Annotated in this window: 15 protein-coding genes; 9 read left to right on the plus strand and 6 right to left on the minus strand. The window is 63.0% G+C overall.

From position 1 onward, the window contains the following. Positions 1-12: 12 nt before the first annotated feature. The 3 genes from BPHYT_RS17490 to BPHYT_RS17500 are packed head-to-tail and all read right to left on the minus strand — an operon-like array spanning position 13 to position 2,756. Positions 13-636 carry an HAD family hydrolase gene (locus tag BPHYT_RS17490; protein WP_012434468.1) on the minus strand — a complete coding sequence of 208 codons (624 nt, stop codon included), beginning with the start codon at positions 634-636 and terminating at the stop codon, positions 13-15. A 31-nt stretch (positions 637-667) separates the two neighbouring features. Further along, positions 668-2,482: an aminopeptidase P family protein gene (locus BPHYT_RS17495; protein ID WP_012434469.1), complete on the minus strand. Its 1,815-nt coding sequence runs from the start codon at positions 2,480-2,482 to the stop codon at positions 668-670. Positions 2,483-2,501: 19 nt separating this feature from the next. Next, entirely contained in the window at positions 2,502-2,756 is a 255-nt protein-coding gene (locus BPHYT_RS17500) for a hypothetical protein (protein ID WP_012434470.1), read from the minus strand. 204 nt (positions 2,757-2,960) lie between these two features. On the opposite strand from BPHYT_RS17500, the gene BPHYT_RS17505 reads away from it, so the two are divergent. The 7 genes from BPHYT_RS17505 (at position 2,961) to BPHYT_RS17535 (ending at position 9,114) form a co-directional block, all read left to right on the plus strand. Beyond that, positions 2,961-3,671, plus strand: coding sequence for a response regulator transcription factor (locus BPHYT_RS17505; protein WP_012434471.1), 711 nt, complete (start codon positions 2,961-2,963; stop codon positions 3,669-3,671). Between the two features lie 63 nt (positions 3,672-3,734). Beyond that, positions 3,735-5,021: a glutamyl-tRNA reductase gene (hemA, locus tag BPHYT_RS17510; RefSeq protein ID WP_012434472.1), complete on the plus strand. Its 1,287-nt coding sequence runs from the start codon at positions 3,735-3,737 to the stop codon at positions 5,019-5,021. Between the two features lie 123 nt (positions 5,022-5,144). Next, positions 5,145-6,227, plus strand: coding sequence for a peptide chain release factor 1 (gene prfA / locus BPHYT_RS17515; protein ID WP_012434473.1), 1,083 nt, complete (start codon positions 5,145-5,147; stop codon positions 6,225-6,227). 7 nt (positions 6,228-6,234) lie between these two features. Next, a complete protein-coding gene (prmC, locus tag BPHYT_RS17520; RefSeq protein ID WP_012434474.1) occupies positions 6,235-7,095 on the plus strand; it encodes a peptide chain release factor N(5)-glutamine methyltransferase in 861 nt (286 codons plus the stop codon). Between the two features lie 118 nt (positions 7,096-7,213). Further along, on the plus strand, positions 7,214-7,525 hold the full coding sequence (gene grxD, locus BPHYT_RS17525) for a Grx4 family monothiol glutaredoxin (protein ID WP_012434475.1): 312 nt from the start codon (positions 7,214-7,216) through the stop codon (positions 7,523-7,525). Positions 7,526-7,568: 43 nt separating this feature from the next. Then, the gene (locus BPHYT_RS17530) at positions 7,569-8,168 is read left to right on the plus strand and encodes a UbiX family flavin prenyltransferase (RefSeq protein WP_012434476.1); all 600 of its coding nucleotides are present in this window, start codon (positions 7,569-7,571) and stop codon (positions 8,166-8,168) included. A gap of 160 nt (positions 8,169-8,328) precedes the next feature. Further along, on the plus strand, positions 8,329-9,114 hold the full coding sequence (locus tag BPHYT_RS17535) for a DODA-type extradiol aromatic ring-opening family dioxygenase (RefSeq protein WP_012434477.1): 786 nt from the start codon (positions 8,329-8,331) through the stop codon (positions 9,112-9,114). Between the two features lie 87 nt (positions 9,115-9,201). On the opposite strand, the gene BPHYT_RS17540 is transcribed toward BPHYT_RS17535, so the two are convergent. Next, positions 9,202-10,797, minus strand: a complete 1,596-nt coding sequence (locus BPHYT_RS17540) for an APC family permease (protein ID WP_041759043.1) — start codon at positions 10,795-10,797, stop codon at positions 9,202-9,204. A gap of 481 nt (positions 10,798-11,278) precedes the next feature. Between BPHYT_RS17540 and BPHYT_RS17545 the strand changes: the two genes are divergently transcribed. Beyond that, on the plus strand, positions 11,279-11,482 hold the full coding sequence (locus BPHYT_RS17545) for a cold-shock protein (RefSeq protein WP_007180251.1): 204 nt from the start codon (positions 11,279-11,281) through the stop codon (positions 11,480-11,482). A gap of 111 nt (positions 11,483-11,593) precedes the next feature. Here BPHYT_RS17545 and BPHYT_RS17550 read toward each other — a convergent pair whose 3' ends face one another. Further along, the gene (locus tag BPHYT_RS17550; RefSeq protein ID WP_012434479.1) at positions 11,594-12,844 is read right to left on the minus strand and encodes an Hsp70 family protein; all 1,251 of its coding nucleotides are present in this window, start codon (positions 12,842-12,844) and stop codon (positions 11,594-11,596) included. A 189-nt stretch (positions 12,845-13,033) separates the two neighbouring features. Between BPHYT_RS17550 and BPHYT_RS17555 the strand changes: the two genes are divergently transcribed. Continuing rightward, positions 13,034-14,509 carry an MFS transporter gene (locus BPHYT_RS17555; protein ID WP_012434480.1) on the plus strand — a complete coding sequence of 492 codons (1,476 nt, stop codon included), beginning with the start codon at positions 13,034-13,036 and terminating at the stop codon, positions 14,507-14,509. Positions 14,510-14,566: 57 nt separating this feature from the next. On the opposite strand, the gene BPHYT_RS17560 is transcribed toward BPHYT_RS17555, so the two are convergent. Then, entirely contained in the window at positions 14,567-15,160 is a 594-nt protein-coding gene (locus BPHYT_RS17560) for a nitroreductase family protein (protein WP_012434481.1), read from the minus strand. Between the last annotated feature and the right edge of the window lie 70 nt (positions 15,161-15,230).

Consider the following 15,230-nt stretch of genomic DNA (forward strand, 5'->3'; position numbering starts at 1 on the left):
AACGCCTCAGCCTTAAACCGGCAACCCGAGCTCGCGCAGTTTTGCTTCGGTTCGCGCGGCGCTGGTGTGATGCACGCCATGCCAGCCGAGCGCCGTCGCGGCTTCGGCGTTCTTCAGGTTGTCGTCGATAAAGACAAGTTCGGCGGGCTCGATGCCCGGCAATTGCGCCTCGATCCGCTCGCGCATGGCCGCGAAAATGGCCGGATCGGGCTTCACCAACTTCACTCGCCCCGACACGACGATGTCGCGAAAGCGCCGCAGCACCGGGTAATGCTCCCACGCATAGGGAAAGGTCTCCGCCGACCAGTTGGTCAGCCCGAAAAGCGGCACCTCGGCCGCTTCGAGCTTTTCCATGATTGCCACGCCTTCTTCCAGCACGCCGGCCACCATCTCGTGCCAGCGTTCGTAGAATGCGCGGATCAGCGCTTCGTGATCGGGAAACCTGGCGACCAGTTCCGCGGTGGCCTCGACAATCGGCTGGCCGCCATCCTGACGGATCACCCAGTCCATCGAGCAGACGTGGGTCAGAAACCAGCGGCGCTCGGTTTCGTCAGGAATCAGTTCCCGATAGAGATACTCCGGACTCCAGTCGATCAGCACGCCGCCGAAATCGAACACCACTGCCTTGATGGCCATGCACGCTCCATAAGCTCGTTGCTGATTGCGATCAGATGGGTTGCGTGCGCAACTCCAGCCACGCCTTGGCGTCGCCCGACACGTGCGGCGACAGACGCGTGCGCACAGTCTCGTGATACGCGTTCAGCCACGCGCGTTCGTCCTCGCGCAGCAGTGACAGGTCGAGGCAACGCGTATCGATCGGGCACAGCGTCAAGGTCTCGAACTTGAGGAAATCGCCAAATTCGGTCTGACCGGCGGGCACGTTCAGCACAAGGTTCTCGATCCGCACGCCCCACTTGCCCGGCCGGTAAATGCCCGGTTCAACCGAGGTGATCATGCCCTCTTCCATCGCCGTCCACGGTTCGGCCGGTGCGTAGTGTGAGATCACCTGCGGACCTTCGTGCACGTTCAGAAAGTAGCCCACGCCGTGACCGGTGCCGTGGCCATAATCGGCGCCGGCTTCCCAGATCGGCGCGCGGGCGATTGCGTCGAGCATCGGCGAACGGATGCCGCGCGGGAACTGCGCGCGCGACAACGCCATGGTGCCTTTCAGCACGATCGTGAAATCGCGCCGCTGCTCATCGCTCGGCGTGCCGATCGGCACCACGCGCGTGATGTCGGTCGTGCCGCTCAAATATTGCGCGCCGGAATCCCTCAGCAACAGGCCGTTGCCTTCGATCACCGAATGCGATTCGGCAGTGGCGCGGTAGTGCGGCATCGCGCCGTTCGCGTTGAAGCCGGCGATCGTCGCAAAGCTCAGCGACACGAAGCCTGGACGGCGCGCGCGAGCCGCCGTCAGACGTTCGTCGATAGTGAGTTCGGTGATCGTCTCGTTGCCCAGCGCGCTTTCGAACCACGCGAAGAATTCCGCCAGCGCCGCGCCGTCCTGTTCCATGGTCTCGCGCACATGCTCGGCTTCCGCCTCGGTCTTGCGCGACTTGAAGAACGTGGACGGATTGACGGCCTCGACCACCGTGACCGTCGACGGCACCGATTGCAGCGAGCCGAACGTGATACGGCGCGGGTCGATCAGCAGCGTGCTGCCGGCGGGCAGCGCGGCCAGCGCGTCGGCGGCCTTCGCATACGGCTCGACGGTGATCTTGTCCTTCGCGAGCGCATCGGCGAGCGCCTGCGGCACCTTGCCATCGGCGACGAACAAAGACGCGTGGTCGACGCCGATCAGCGCGTGCGCCACGAACACGGGGTTGTAGCTGACGTCCGCGCCGCGCAGATTCAGCAGCCACGCGAGATCGTCGAGCGTGGAAATGAAGTGCCACTGCGCGCCTTTCTCCGCCATCGCGCGGCGAATCTGCGCGAGCTTGTCCGACCGGGCGACGCTCGCATGCGGCGCGGCGTGCTCGAACACGGCGGCCGCCGGCAGCGACGGACGCTGCGGCCAGATCGCGTCGAACAGATCGACGTCGGTACGCAACTGCACGCCGCGGGCCTCGAGCGCCTGGCTCAAGGCACGCGCCGCCGCCACGCCGAGCACGGCGCCGTCCACGCCGACCGTGGCGCCTGCCGGCACGTTCTGAGCGAGCCATTCGAAATGCGGCACGGTCTGTTGGCCGCCGGTCATCTTCATCAGCTGAACGCCGGTGCCGGCCAGTTGCGCGTTGGCCTGTTCCCAATAGCGGCTGTCTGTCCACACGCCGGCGAAGTCCGCGGTCACGATCAGCGTGCCGGCCGAGCCGGTGAAACCGGACAGCCACTGCCGGCCTTGCCAGCGACCTGGCAGATATTCGGACAGATGCGGGTCGGCGGACGGCACCAGGTAGGCGGCGACGCCTTCGCGCGCCATTGCGTTGCGCAAGGTGGCGAGCCGTTCGGGAATGGAGGAAGTTTCGGGGAGTCGGGCATTCATCGGAGTCACCTGCAAATATTCATCGACGGGAAAGCAAGCCGACCGTCACGGCAACGGCGATCAACGCGACGCCGGTGCATACCGGCCATTCGAGCGTATCACCGTCATGGAAGAGACCAATCACGTTGCCGGCCATGTGCGCGACGACCGCGCCCAGTACGCCGGCCAGCAGCGCCACCCACCACCGGGCGCGGCTCGCGCGGCGCAGCGGATGCAACCACCAGCCCGCGAGACCGATCGCCGCCCCCAACACTACAAGACCGGGCCACCCCATTAACGGCTGGCCTCGCGCAGTTTCGGATTCGTCTCATGGGCGCAAGGGGCCAACACAGCTAGCATTTTTGTCTCATTAACTATAGAAGTTCAGCACGGCGCTTTCCGCATAGCGGTTGAGTTTAGGGGTCGGGGTGATGTTAGGCAAGCTGTCGGCCTTACGGAAAAGCCTGGTCCCCGGTCATTGCCACGCTGAAAGCGCGTCATGCGAATCGCCCTTATCGAGCCGGACTTGCGACATGCTGAACTGATCGGCCGGCTGGTTTTCGCCGGCGGTCATCTGTGCCAGCACTTCACCGCGAGCGTGCCGTTTCTGGCGCGCGCCGACGAAGAATTCTTCGATCTTCTCATCACCGAAAGCTGGGCCGGCGACCATCCCGCCGAAGACGTCATTCCGCGCGCCCGCGCCATTCTGCCGGGCTTGCCGGTGATCGTGCTGATGTCGGCGCCGCGCGAAAGCCAGATTGTCGCCGCGCTTCACGCGGGCGCCGACGACTGCCTGACCAAACCGGTCCGCGGCCCCGAGATGCTGGCCCGCGTGGACGCGCTGCTGCGCCGCGCCGGCTTGCGGCGGCCGCCTAACCGGCGGCGTGACATCATCCGCGAATATGCGTTCGATGCCGCGCAATTTGCCGTCACGTTCCGTAAGCAAACGGTCGCGCTCACGCCCAAGGAATTCCGCCTCGCGCTGCTGCTGTTCAGCAATCTCTCACGGCCCGTGTCGCGAGCGCATATTCTTGAAAACGTGTGGACGCGCCGCCGTGACGTAAGGTCGCGCACGGTGGACACGCACGCGTCGCGGGTGCGCAGCAAATTGCAGCTTCATCCCGAACACGGCTATTGTCTGACGCCGCTTTACGGCTACGGCTATCAACTCGACGCGATCCCGCCGGAAGCCGTTGTAACCGCGGAATAAGCTGCGCACAATGTGAAAATCGTGGAAACGCTATAATATTGGGCTAAACCATAGCTCCCCCAAATGCAGCTTCTAACGATCGGAATCAATCACCACACTGCGCCTGTCGCCTTGCGCGAACGCGTGGCGTTTCCGCTCGAACAGATCAAGCCCGCATTGGAAACTTTCAAGAGCATCTGGTTGGGCCCTTCGGCCCGCACAGCGCCGGAAGCGGCGATCCTGTCTACCTGCAATCGCACCGAACTCTATTGCGCGACCGACGACCAGGCCGCGCGCGAGGCCGCGATCCAGTGGCTCTCCAGGTACCACAACCTGCCCATCGACGAACTCGCGCCGCACGTCTACGCGCTGCCGCAGTCGGAAGCCGTGCGCCACGCGTTCCGCGTCGCGTCCGGGCTGGATTCGATGGTGCTGGGCGAAACGCAAATCGTCGGACAAATGAAGGATGCAGTGCGTACCGCATCCGAAGCCGGCGCGCTCGGCACGTATTTGAACCAGCTTTTCCAGCGCACCTTCGCGGTGGCGAAGGAAGTGCGCAGCACGACCGAAATCGGCGCGCAGTCGGTTTCCATGGCGGCCGCCGCCGTGCGCCTCGCCCAGCGGATTTTCGACAAGGTCTCGAACCAGCGCGTGCTGTTCATCGGCGCGGGCGAAATGATCGAGCTGTGCGCCACGCATTTCGCAGCACAGCAACCACGTGAACTCGTGGTCGCGAACCGCACGGCCGAGCGCGGCACGCGTCTCGCCGAGCGCTTCAACGGCCGGGCCATTCCGCTGTCGGAACTGCCCTCGCGCATGCATGAGTTCGACATCATCGTGTCGTGTACGGCGTCCACCTTGCCGATCATCGGCTTGGGCGCCGTCGAGCGGGCTGTCAAAGCGCGCCGTCACCGGCCAATCTTCATGGTCGATCTGGCCGTGCCGCGCGACATCGAACCCGAAGTCGGTCAGCTCGAAGACGTGTTCCTGTACACCGTCGACGACCTCGGCGCGATCGTCCGCGAGGGCAATGCGTCGCGGCAAGCCGCGGTCGCGCAGGCCGAAGCGATCATCGAAACGCGCGTGCAGAACTTCATGCAATGGCTGGACGCGCGCAGCATCGTGCCGGTGATCCGCCATATGCACACGCAGGCCGACGTGCTGCGCCGCGCCGAAGTCGAACGCGCGCAGAAAATGCTCGCGCGCGGCGACGACCCGGCTGCCGTGCTCGAAGCGCTGTCGCAATCCCTCACCAATAAACTGATCCACGGTCCCACGCACGCGCTCAATCGCGCGAGCAGCGAAAACCGAGACAAGCTCATCGAACTCATGAGCGGTTTCTACAAACACTCCGGTTCCACGGAGCGTTAGCGGCGCAGCCATCGCCGCGCTGTCCGGGCTACCCGCAAGTGGCCCGCGACGTGCTTCTGACCAGGGCATCCGCCCACTCCCCTAGTCGCCGTCCTTGCCGGAGCCCGCTCCGATATCCGTCCGATGAAAACGAGCATGCAACGCAAGCTCGACCAGCTCACTACCCGGCTGGCCGAACTGAACGATCTGTTGAGCCGCGAGGACATCACCTCGAATCTCGACCAATACCGCAAGCTCACGCGGGAACACGCTGAGCTCGGGCCGGTGGTGGACCACTACGCGCTATGGCGCCAGGCCATGAACGACGCAACCACCGCTCAGGAATTGCTGGCGGATGCGTCGATGCGCGACTTCGCCGAAGACGAAATTCGCGCCGCCCGCGAGCGCATGGAAAAGCTCGGCGCCGAGTTGCAGAAAATGCTGCTGCCGAAAGACCCGAACGACGACCGCAACATCTTCCTCGAAATCCGCGCTGGAACGGGCGGCGATGAGTCCGCGCTGTTCGCGGGCGACCTGCTGCGCATGTACCTGCGCTTTGCCGAGCGCAACCGTTGGCAAGTGGAAATGATGTCGGCGAGCGAGTCGGACCTGGGCGGCTACAAGGAAGTGATCGTGCGGATCGCGGGCGAAGCCGCTTATTCGAAGCTCAAGTTCGAGTCTGGCGGCCACCGCGTGCAACGCGTGCCGGCGACCGAAACCCAAGGGCGCATCCACACGTCGGCCTGCACGGTCGCGGTCATGCCGGAAGCGGACGAAATCGGTGAAGTCGAGATCAATCCGGCGGATTTGCGGATCGACACGTTCCGCGCGTCCGGCGCGGGCGGGCAACACATCAACAAGACCGATTCCGCCGTGCGCGTCACCCACTTGCCGACGGGGATCGTCGTCGAATGTCAGGACGACCGGTCGCAGCACAAGAACAAGGATCGCGCGCTGAAGGTGCTGGCCGCGCGCATCAAAGACAAGCAATCGCACGAGCAGCAGGCGAAGGAAGCCGCCACGCGCAAGAGCCTGATCGGCTCGGGCGACCGCTCCGAGCGGATTCGCACGTACAACTTCCCGCAAGGGCGTCTGACGGATCATCGCATCAACCTGACGCTGTACCGTCTGGACGCGATCATGGACGGCGATCTCGACGAACTGATCGCCGCGCTCGTCAGCGAACATCAGGCCGAACTGCTGGCCTCGCTGGGCGACGCGGACTGAAGCGCGCATGACTTCGGCCACACCTGCCACGTCCGCCACACCCGCCGCGCTGTTGCGCGCCTCGCCGCTGCCGCCGCTCGAAGCGCGCATCCTGCTCACGCACGTGCTCGGCTGGCGGCCCACGCAACTGATTACGCGCAGCGACGAAGCGCTCGACGGCAAGCTTGTCGAGCGTTATCAGACGCTGGAAGCACGGCGCGTAGCCGGCGAACCGGTGGCGCAACTGGTCGGTGCACGGGAATTTTTCGGGCTGGATTTCGAAGTCACGCCACACGTGCTGATTCCGCGCCCTGAAACCGAATTGCTGGTCGACACTGCGCTGTCGGCACTCGAAAACCTCGTGCGGCCTCGCGTGCTGGATCTCGGCACGGGCACCGGCGCCATTGCCGTCGCGATTGCGTCGATGCGGCCGGATGCGCGAGTCTGGGCGCTAGACCGTTCCGCCGAAGCACTGGCGGTCGCCACACGCAACGCCGCCCGCCTGCTCGACGCGCAACGCCCCGGCGGCGCCGTGGTGCTGACGCAAAGCGACTGGTACGACTCGCTCGACGCCGCGTTGCGCTTCGACGTGATCGTCAGCAATCCGCCGTATATCGCGAGCGGCGACCCGCATCTGTACGAAGGCGATCTGCGCTTCGAACCGCGCGGCGCACTCACCGACGAAGCCGACGGGCTCAGCGCGATCCGCGCCATCATCGCCGGTGCGCCAACACGGCTCGCCGCCGATGGCGTATTGTGGATCGAGCACGGCTACGATCAGGCCGAAGCCGTGCGCGCGTTGTTGACGGCGCAAGGATTCGCGCAAGTCCGCTCGGAGCGCGATCTGGCGGGCATCGAACGGATCAGCGGCGGACGTCTGGGCGGCTGACGCGCATCGCCTAATATCCACAAACGCTGCACGGACAAAGCGGCGCCCGGCCGGCTGTATCGAAATCCGCTATCATTTCAGCCTATTCCCTACACATAACGGAACCGCAAGGTCAGTCATGGATACGCAACAACGCATCAAGCAAATCGTCGACGAGAACAATGTCGTCCTCTTCATGAAGGGCACCGCTCAGTTCCCGATGTGCGGCTTTTCGGGCCGCGCCATTCAGATTCTGAAGGCGTGCGGCGTCGGTGAGATCAAGACCGTCAACGTGCTCGAAGACGACGAAGTCCGCCAGGGCATCAAGCAGTTCTCGAACTGGCCGACCATTCCGCAGCTGTACGTGAAGGGCGAATTCGTCGGCGGTTCGGACATCATGATGGAAATGTACGAATCGGGCGAACTGCAGCAGCTGTTCGCCGCGGCCTGAACGGCCTCGGTTCACACGTTTCTCTCCTTAGGCGCCGCGAGCCATGGAAACACGCGCTGCGGCGCCACGCCGGCTGATCGTCGCGATCACCGGCGCGACGGGTGCCATCTACGGCATCCGGATACTCGAAACGCTGCGCCGGTTGGGCGGCGTCGAGAGCCATCTGCTGATCTCGAGCGCGGGCTGGCTCAATATTCAGCACGAACTCCAGTTGAGCAAAGAAGACGTGCATCCGCTCGCGGATGTCGTCCACTCGGTGCGCGACGTCGGCGCGAGCATCGCGTCCGGCTCGTTTGCCACCGACGGCATGGTCGTCGCCCCTTGCTCCATGAAGACGCTCGCCAGCGTCGCGCACGGTTTCTCGGACAATCTGATCACGCGCGCCGCCGACGTCACGCTCAAGGAGCGCCGCCGCCTCGTGCTGCTCGTGCGCGAGACGCCGTTCAATCTGGCGCATCTGCGCAATATGACGGCCGTCACCGAAATGGGCGGCGTGATTTTCCCGCCCTTGCCTGCCTTCTACAACCAACCCGCTTCCATCGACGAAATGGTCGATCACACCGTGGCGCGCGTGCTGGATCTGTTTCCGCTCGGACCGGCTTTGTCGCCGGCATGGGCTGGGCTGCGCGGCACGCAGGAATAGCGCGTCAACTCAGGCAAGCGCTGTCCGTGCATACGCACGGATTCACAACACCCGTGACACAATCAATTCTGTTTTAGCCCGTTTATCAAATCGCGGTGCCCCCCTATATTGGTAGCAACCCAATCTATCTGTGCCGCGCTCTCGCGGCCGCGTCGCTGCCATGAACCGCTTACCCTCGCTTTTCCTGTCCCACGGTGCGCCCACGCTGCCGATCGACCCGTCGTTGCCGTCCGCCGAATTCGGCGTGCTGAGCGCCCAGTTGCCGCGTCCGGAGGCCGTGCTGATGTTGTCCGCCCATTGGGGCACGGCGCAGCCGGTCGCGAGCACGTCCACGGCGCCGGAAACCATCCACGATTTCTACGGCTTTCCGCGTCAGCTGTACGAAATTCAGTATCAGGCTCCGGGCGCCCCCGATGTGGCGCGCCGCGCCGCCGTGTTGCTCGGCGAGAGCGGCATCCTGGCGGGTGCCGAGCCACACGGGCTCGACCACGGCGCGTGGGTCCCGATGCTGCTCATGTTTCCGCAGGCCGATGTACCCGTCGCCCAGCTGTCGATCCAGCCGCACATGGACGCGGCGCATCACTTTCGCGTCGGCCGGGCGCTGCGGTCGTTGCAAGACGATGGCGTGATGGTGATCGGCTCCGGCCAGATCACGCACAATCTGCGCGCTGCTGACTTCTCCGCCCGCCCGGAGGACGCCGACCCACGCGTCGCCGAATTCACCGACTGGTTCGAGGAAAAACTCTCCGCGCACGATATCGACGCGCTGCTCGACTATCGCCGCCAGGCGCCGCACGCGGTGCTGATGCATCCCACCGACGAGCATCTGCTGCCGGTATTCGCCGCATTGGGCGCAGCGGACGACGATTATTCGCTGGCTATCCAGTCGCTCGGCACCTACCAGCGCTCGCTCGCCATGACGAACTACGTATTCGGCACAGCCTAACGCAAGGTCATAGGCACTTTAGAAAAGAAAAACCCCCGCCTGAGCAACTCCGGCGGGGGTTTTTTCCACAAGCTTCAGCGCAACACTTTAATGAGCGCCCATGCCTTCGAGCACTTCGTCATGCTCGCTGCGCTCGTCCAGGTATTCCGAGCGATAACCGCTCGTCACGCCCCAGTAATAGAACACCAGCGAAAACGCGATAACCACCACCATGTCCCAGCCATAAGGGATCAGGTCGTGGCCGCCGAACTGCTTGCTGCCGATCAGCGACAGAATCGCCATCACCGGCAGATAAGCGACCAGCCACCACGCCGCCTTCAGATCACGCCCCCAGCCGGCGAAACCCGACTTCGCCTGGAAGTAGAAGTACACCGGCAGCGCGACGACCATCAGCAGAATGATTTCGCCGGTCAGCGGCCACTTCGCCCAGTACAGGATCAGCGACGCGCAGACGAACGCGAACGGCGCAATGATCTTCATGCCCGGGATATGCAGCGGACGCTCGAGGTCCGTCGCCGCACGGCGCAGCGCCATCAGGCTGATCGGGCCGGTCAGGTACGAAATCACGGTTGCGACCGAAATCACCGCCGCGAGCGAACTCCAGCCGCGGAAGAAAAACAGGAAAATGAACGACACCAGCAGGTTGAACCACATCGCCTGACGCGGCACGCCGTAGAACGGGTGGACGTTGCCGAACATCTTCGGCATCGTGTTGTTGCGTTCCATGGCGTAAATCATGCGGCTGGTGGTCGCCATGTAGGTCGTGCCGGTGCCGCTCGGGCTGACGAATGCGTCGACGTACAGCAGGATCGCCAGCCAGTTCAGGTTCAACGCGATAGCGAGTTCCGCGAACGGCGAAGCGAAGTTGAAGTGGCTCCAGCCCTTCATCACGTCGCTCGGATTCACCGCGCCGATATACGCAATCTGCAGCAGAACGTAGATCACCAGTGCCAGCAGGATCGAGCCGATCACCGCGAACGGCACGCTTTTGGCCGGATTGCGCGCTTCCCCCGCGAGATTGATCGGGCTTTGGAAACCGTTGAACGCGAACACGATGCCGCTCGTCGATACCGCAGTCAGCACCGCCGACCAGCCGTACGGCGCGAAGGTGCTCGCTTCACCGAAGTTTTCCTTGTGGAAGCCCGCGAACATCAAACCGAGGATCGTCGCGCCGGGAATCAGGAACTTGAAGATCGTGATCGCCGAATTGGCGCGCGCAAACAGTTTCACGCCCCAGTAGTTCAGCATGAAGTAAATGATCACCAGCGCCGCGGACAGCAATAACCCGTTCGTGGTTAATGATCCATCGACGAATAGCGCATGCGCCCATGGATAGGGCCACGTACTCATATATTGAATGGACGCTTCAGCCTCAATCGGAATCACCGAGACAATGGCAATCCAGTTGGCCCATGCGCTAATGAAACCCACCAGCGCGCCGTGCGAATAGCGCGCGTAACGCACCATGCCGCCGGACTCCGGGAACATCGCGCCGAGTTCGGCGTAGGTCAACGCGATCGCGAGAATCACGACCGCGCCGATCACCCATGCACAAACGGCAGCGGGACCGGCAATTTTTGCAGCCTTCCACGCGCCGAACAGCCAGCCCGATCCGATGATGGAACCTAAGCCGGTCAGCATCAGCGCGAACGGGCCGATGTTCCGTTGTATAGAACTTTTCACGTCTTCTCCTGTTTCGGCGGGAGTGAGCGCTTTGGCGCTGACTCCGCCCCATGCAAGTTGCAGCAGAAACATGTCGGCACCGCGTCACATCGCCTTGGAGGCGCTGGAAACGGGTCACGCATGCGTACGCGACGGCCCAATCCAAAACAGGTGCAACCGACGCGAGGCGCGTAGTTTAACGGTTGCACCCAGTCCCTGCAGCAAAACCAAGGGTTCTCCCTAGCAAAAAAATCGGATGAATAGCAAGCTTTGTAAGCAACTTTTACGCCATGTTGGCGAAAGTTCGTAAAGTTGTGGGGAGACTGTTGACCTTCTCTCAAAATGGCCGTATAACGTTCGGGCAGGATTTCAAGCGGCGAGTGAATTGGTCTTTCGTAGTTCGCCCATCAACGGTACTCCGGTTGGTCCCATTACCCCCTTCCTTGATTTTCATGCACCCTCTGGGCTTCGGCTTTATTTACCATCTTTAGGAACAAGTAATATGGAAACCGGTACCGTCAAGTGGTTCAATGACGCAAAGGGCTTTGGCTTCATCACGCCGGACGGCGGCGGCGAAGATCTGTTCGCGCATTTCTCGGAAATCCGCACGGAAGGCTTCAAGACGCTGCAAGAAAACCAAAAGGTTACGTTTGAAGTGAAGACGGGCCCGAAGGGCAAGCAAGCTGCTAACATCAAGCCGGTGTAAGCAACACGCTTCCTTCTGGACGCAAAAAAACCCCGCCTCGGCGGGGTTTTTTTATATCTGCCGCTATTGCGAACGGTGATTATCTTCGCAGTATGCGGTTGATGATTCTGGTTATCCGAATAGACGTCGCGCGTGAATGCCGAGTCCAGTCGCGACACTCGCGAGCCGGTCGCCGAATACCGCTTTAGCATCCGGAAATGCCGCCGCCAATGCGCCCGATAGAAACGCCAATCCAGTCGAACCGCCCGTAAAGTAAATCGCGTTGACGTCGCGTGTCGCCACGCCGGCCGCCTGGACCGTGTCGCGCGCCGCCTGCACGATGCGCAGCGTTTCGTCGTGGCCGGCCTTGATGAGTTGCGCTTCGTCGAACGCGAGACGCAAGTCGTCTTCCACTTCATCGAGGTCGATCACGGTCTCTCCGCCCGCCGCCACGCCGATCTTCGCCTCTTCCGCGTGAGCGGCCAGCGCATGACCCAGGCGGCGCTCCACGACGCGCATCAGGCGGTCGTGATGCTTGGCCTCGCTGAACAGGTGCCGCATCAGCGCAAGTTCGCTGACGCGCTTCGGAGCGTAGACGGTGTTGATCAGATGCCAGGTCGCCAGATCGAAATAGATCCGGTTTGGAATCTCGCGGCCTTCCGGGTCCAATGTCTGATAGCCCATTTCGCGCAGGATCGTCGCCAGTTCCACGCGACGGTCGAAATCCGTGCCGGCGACGTGCACGCCGTGGTGCGCCAGCACGTCGTCCTTGCGCTCGACGCGTTTCATCCGCTCCGGCCCGACCCGCACCAGCGAAAAGTCCGAGGTGCCGCCGCCGATGTCGGCCACCAGCACCAGCCCTTCTTCTGTCAGATGCGATTCGTAGTCGAACGCGGCCGCGATCGGCTCATACTGAAAGTGGATTTCCTGCAGACCGACTGAGCGCGCGGCGGCTTCGAGCTGCTGCTGCGCCATCTGATCGGCACGCGGATCGTCGTCGACGAAAAACACCGGGCGGCCCAGCACGGCGCGATGAATCGGGCCGCCAGCGCTTTTTTCGGCAGAACGCTTCAAATGATCGACGAAAATCGCGATCACGTCCGTGTATTTGATAGCGGAGCCGTCGCCGAGATCGGTGGAGTTCTCGGCGAGCGGCGAGCCGAGAATGCTCTTCATCGAACGCATCAGACGGCCGTCGAAGCCGTCGATATAGGCTGCGAGCGCCGCCCGCCCGAATTCACGGGTGTTTTCGTCGGTATTGAAAAAGACCGAGGTGGGCAGCGTCGTGTAAGCGCCCTCGACCGGCGCGAGCTTGAGCGCACCGTCGACGGGAACGGCCACAGCCGAATTGGAAGTACCGAAGTCAATCGCGCAATAGTTCATGGCAGGAATCGCCGCTCACGGCTGGCGCGGACAGAAGGGGGAGCGGCTTTGTATCACGAAAGCCCAATCAGCATCAACTGACGTTTCGGGCGCGCTCGCGATTATGCAGAAGCCCGGCTCGACGGAACGAATATTGCTCATTTTGACAGGATACGCCGCCAATTTCCGGAATTGAGGAGACTTCAAGCAATGAGCGCGCCGCCTACTGCCGCCGTCCACGAAAAAAACGCCACGGTCGTCGAAACGGATCTGCCTTCGCGGCTCGACCGTCTGCCGTGGGGCCGGTTTCACTCGCTGATCGTGGTGGCGCTTGGCGTCACGTGGCTGCTCGATGGTCTGGAAGTCACGCTGGCTGGCGCGGTGGCAAGTGCGTTGAAGTCTAGTCCATCGTTGCACCTTACCAACGCCGACGTCGGACTTGCCGGTAGCGCCTACATCGCCGGAGCCGTGCTCGGCGCGTTGGGATTCGGCTGGCTCACCGACCGGCTCGGACGGCGAAAGCTGTTTTTCATCACGCTTGCCCTGTATCTGGCGGCGACGGCGGCAACCGCGCTGTCATGGAATCTGGCCAGTTTTTTGCTGTTTCGCTTCCTGACCGGCGCCGGGATCGGCGGCGAATACACGGCAATCAATTCGACGATTCAGGAATTTACGCCGGCGCGCGTGCGCGGCTGGACCGATCTGGGCATCAACGGCACGTTCTGGATTGGCGCGGGGCTCGGCGCGGCCGGTTCGCTGGTGCTGCTCGATCCGCATCTGCTGCCGGCCGACTGGGGCTGGCGCGCCTGCTTCTTCATCGGCGCGGTGCTCGCGCTTGGGATTCTGCCGATGCGCATCTGGGTGCCTGAAAGCCCCCGCTGGCTGCTCACGCACGGTGACGAGCGCGACGCGCGCGCGATTGTCGAAGGCATCGAAACGCGTTTCCGCAACGAAGGCCACACCCTCTCCGATAACGACCTCACGCGCCTGCGATTGCGTGCCCGCGGACACACGCCACTGCGCGAGGTGTTCCATACGCTCTTCAACGTGCATCGCCGGCGCGCACTGGTCGGTCTGTCGCTGATGACCGCACAGGCGTTTTTCTACAACGCGATCTTTTTCACCTACGCGCTGGTGCTCACCGACTTCTACCACGTGCCGGGCGACCACATCGGCTGGTATCTGCTGCCCTTCGCGCTCGGCAATTTCCTCGGCCCGCTGCTGCTCGGCCGGTTCTTCGACGTGATCGGGCGACGCAAGATGATCGCGGCAACTTACTCGATCTCCGGCATTCTGCTGACGCTGAGCGGTTACCTGTTCGCGCACGAAATGCTCACTGTCGTGACGCAGACGATCGCGTGGATGGTGATTTTCTTCTTCGCCTCGGCGGCCGCGAGTTCGGCTTATCTAACCGTCAGCGAATCGTTTCCGCTGGAAATCCGCGCGCTGGCCATCGCCGTTTTCTACGCGTTCGGCACGGCGCTCGGCGGCATCGCCGGGCCGGCGTTTTTCGGGCGGCTGATCGACACGCATCAACGCAGCGAGGTGTTTTCGGGCTATCTCGTCGGCTCGGGTCTGATGCTGGCGGCAGCGGTCATCGCGGCGATCTGGGGCGTGGACGCGGAGCGCAAGTCGCTGGAGAGCGTAGCGGCGCCGCTGTCGAGTGTCGCGGACGGCGTCGAATGAAAAACGCGCGGTCGGCGCCGCGCGTTCGTTCTACTCAATATGTAAGCTGAAATCCGCTTAGAACGCCTTCTTCCAGCCGCCGCCATAGGCCATTTCCGCCAGCGGCAAACGCTGACGCACCGACTTCTCGCGCTCGCGCAACACCGGATCCAGTTTGTCCACGTCGCCGTAATGACCGAGCGCAATCATCGCAATTACTTCGACGTCGTTCGGCAGCTTGAATGCCGTGCGGAACGCGTTCGGATCGAAACCGCTCATCTGATGCGCGGCAAGTCCGAGCGCGTGCGCCTGCAACACCAGCGCCATCGCCGCTGCGCCCGCATCGTATGGTGCGCAGCGATTCACCTCGCCCTTGTTGGTCAATGTGTGCGTCGTCACCGCGATCAGCACCGGCACCGGCGCATTCCAGCCCTGGTTGAACGGCACCAGCGTGGCAAAGGCCTGCTTGAACGAGACTTCATCGACGCTGCGGTCGAATACGAGAAAACGCCAAGGCTGCGCGTTATACGAAGACGGCGCCCAGCGTGCCGCTTCGAGCACGGAATGCAGATGCTCGCGGCTCACCGGCTCGCTCGAATACGCGCGCGGGCTCCAGCGGCCTGCAATCAGCTCGTGAATGGCAATTGCGGTAGGGGCGGGTTTGTTGGTCATGCGCTTCTCTCGGTCGAAATTCATGAACGACGGGCAACGGCCCGGGGGTCACATAGCATAACCGGGCTTC

The organism is Paraburkholderia phytofirmans PsJN, assembly GCF_000020125.1.
GTDB classification, from domain to species: Bacteria; Pseudomonadota; Gammaproteobacteria; order Burkholderiales; family Burkholderiaceae; genus Paraburkholderia; species Paraburkholderia phytofirmans.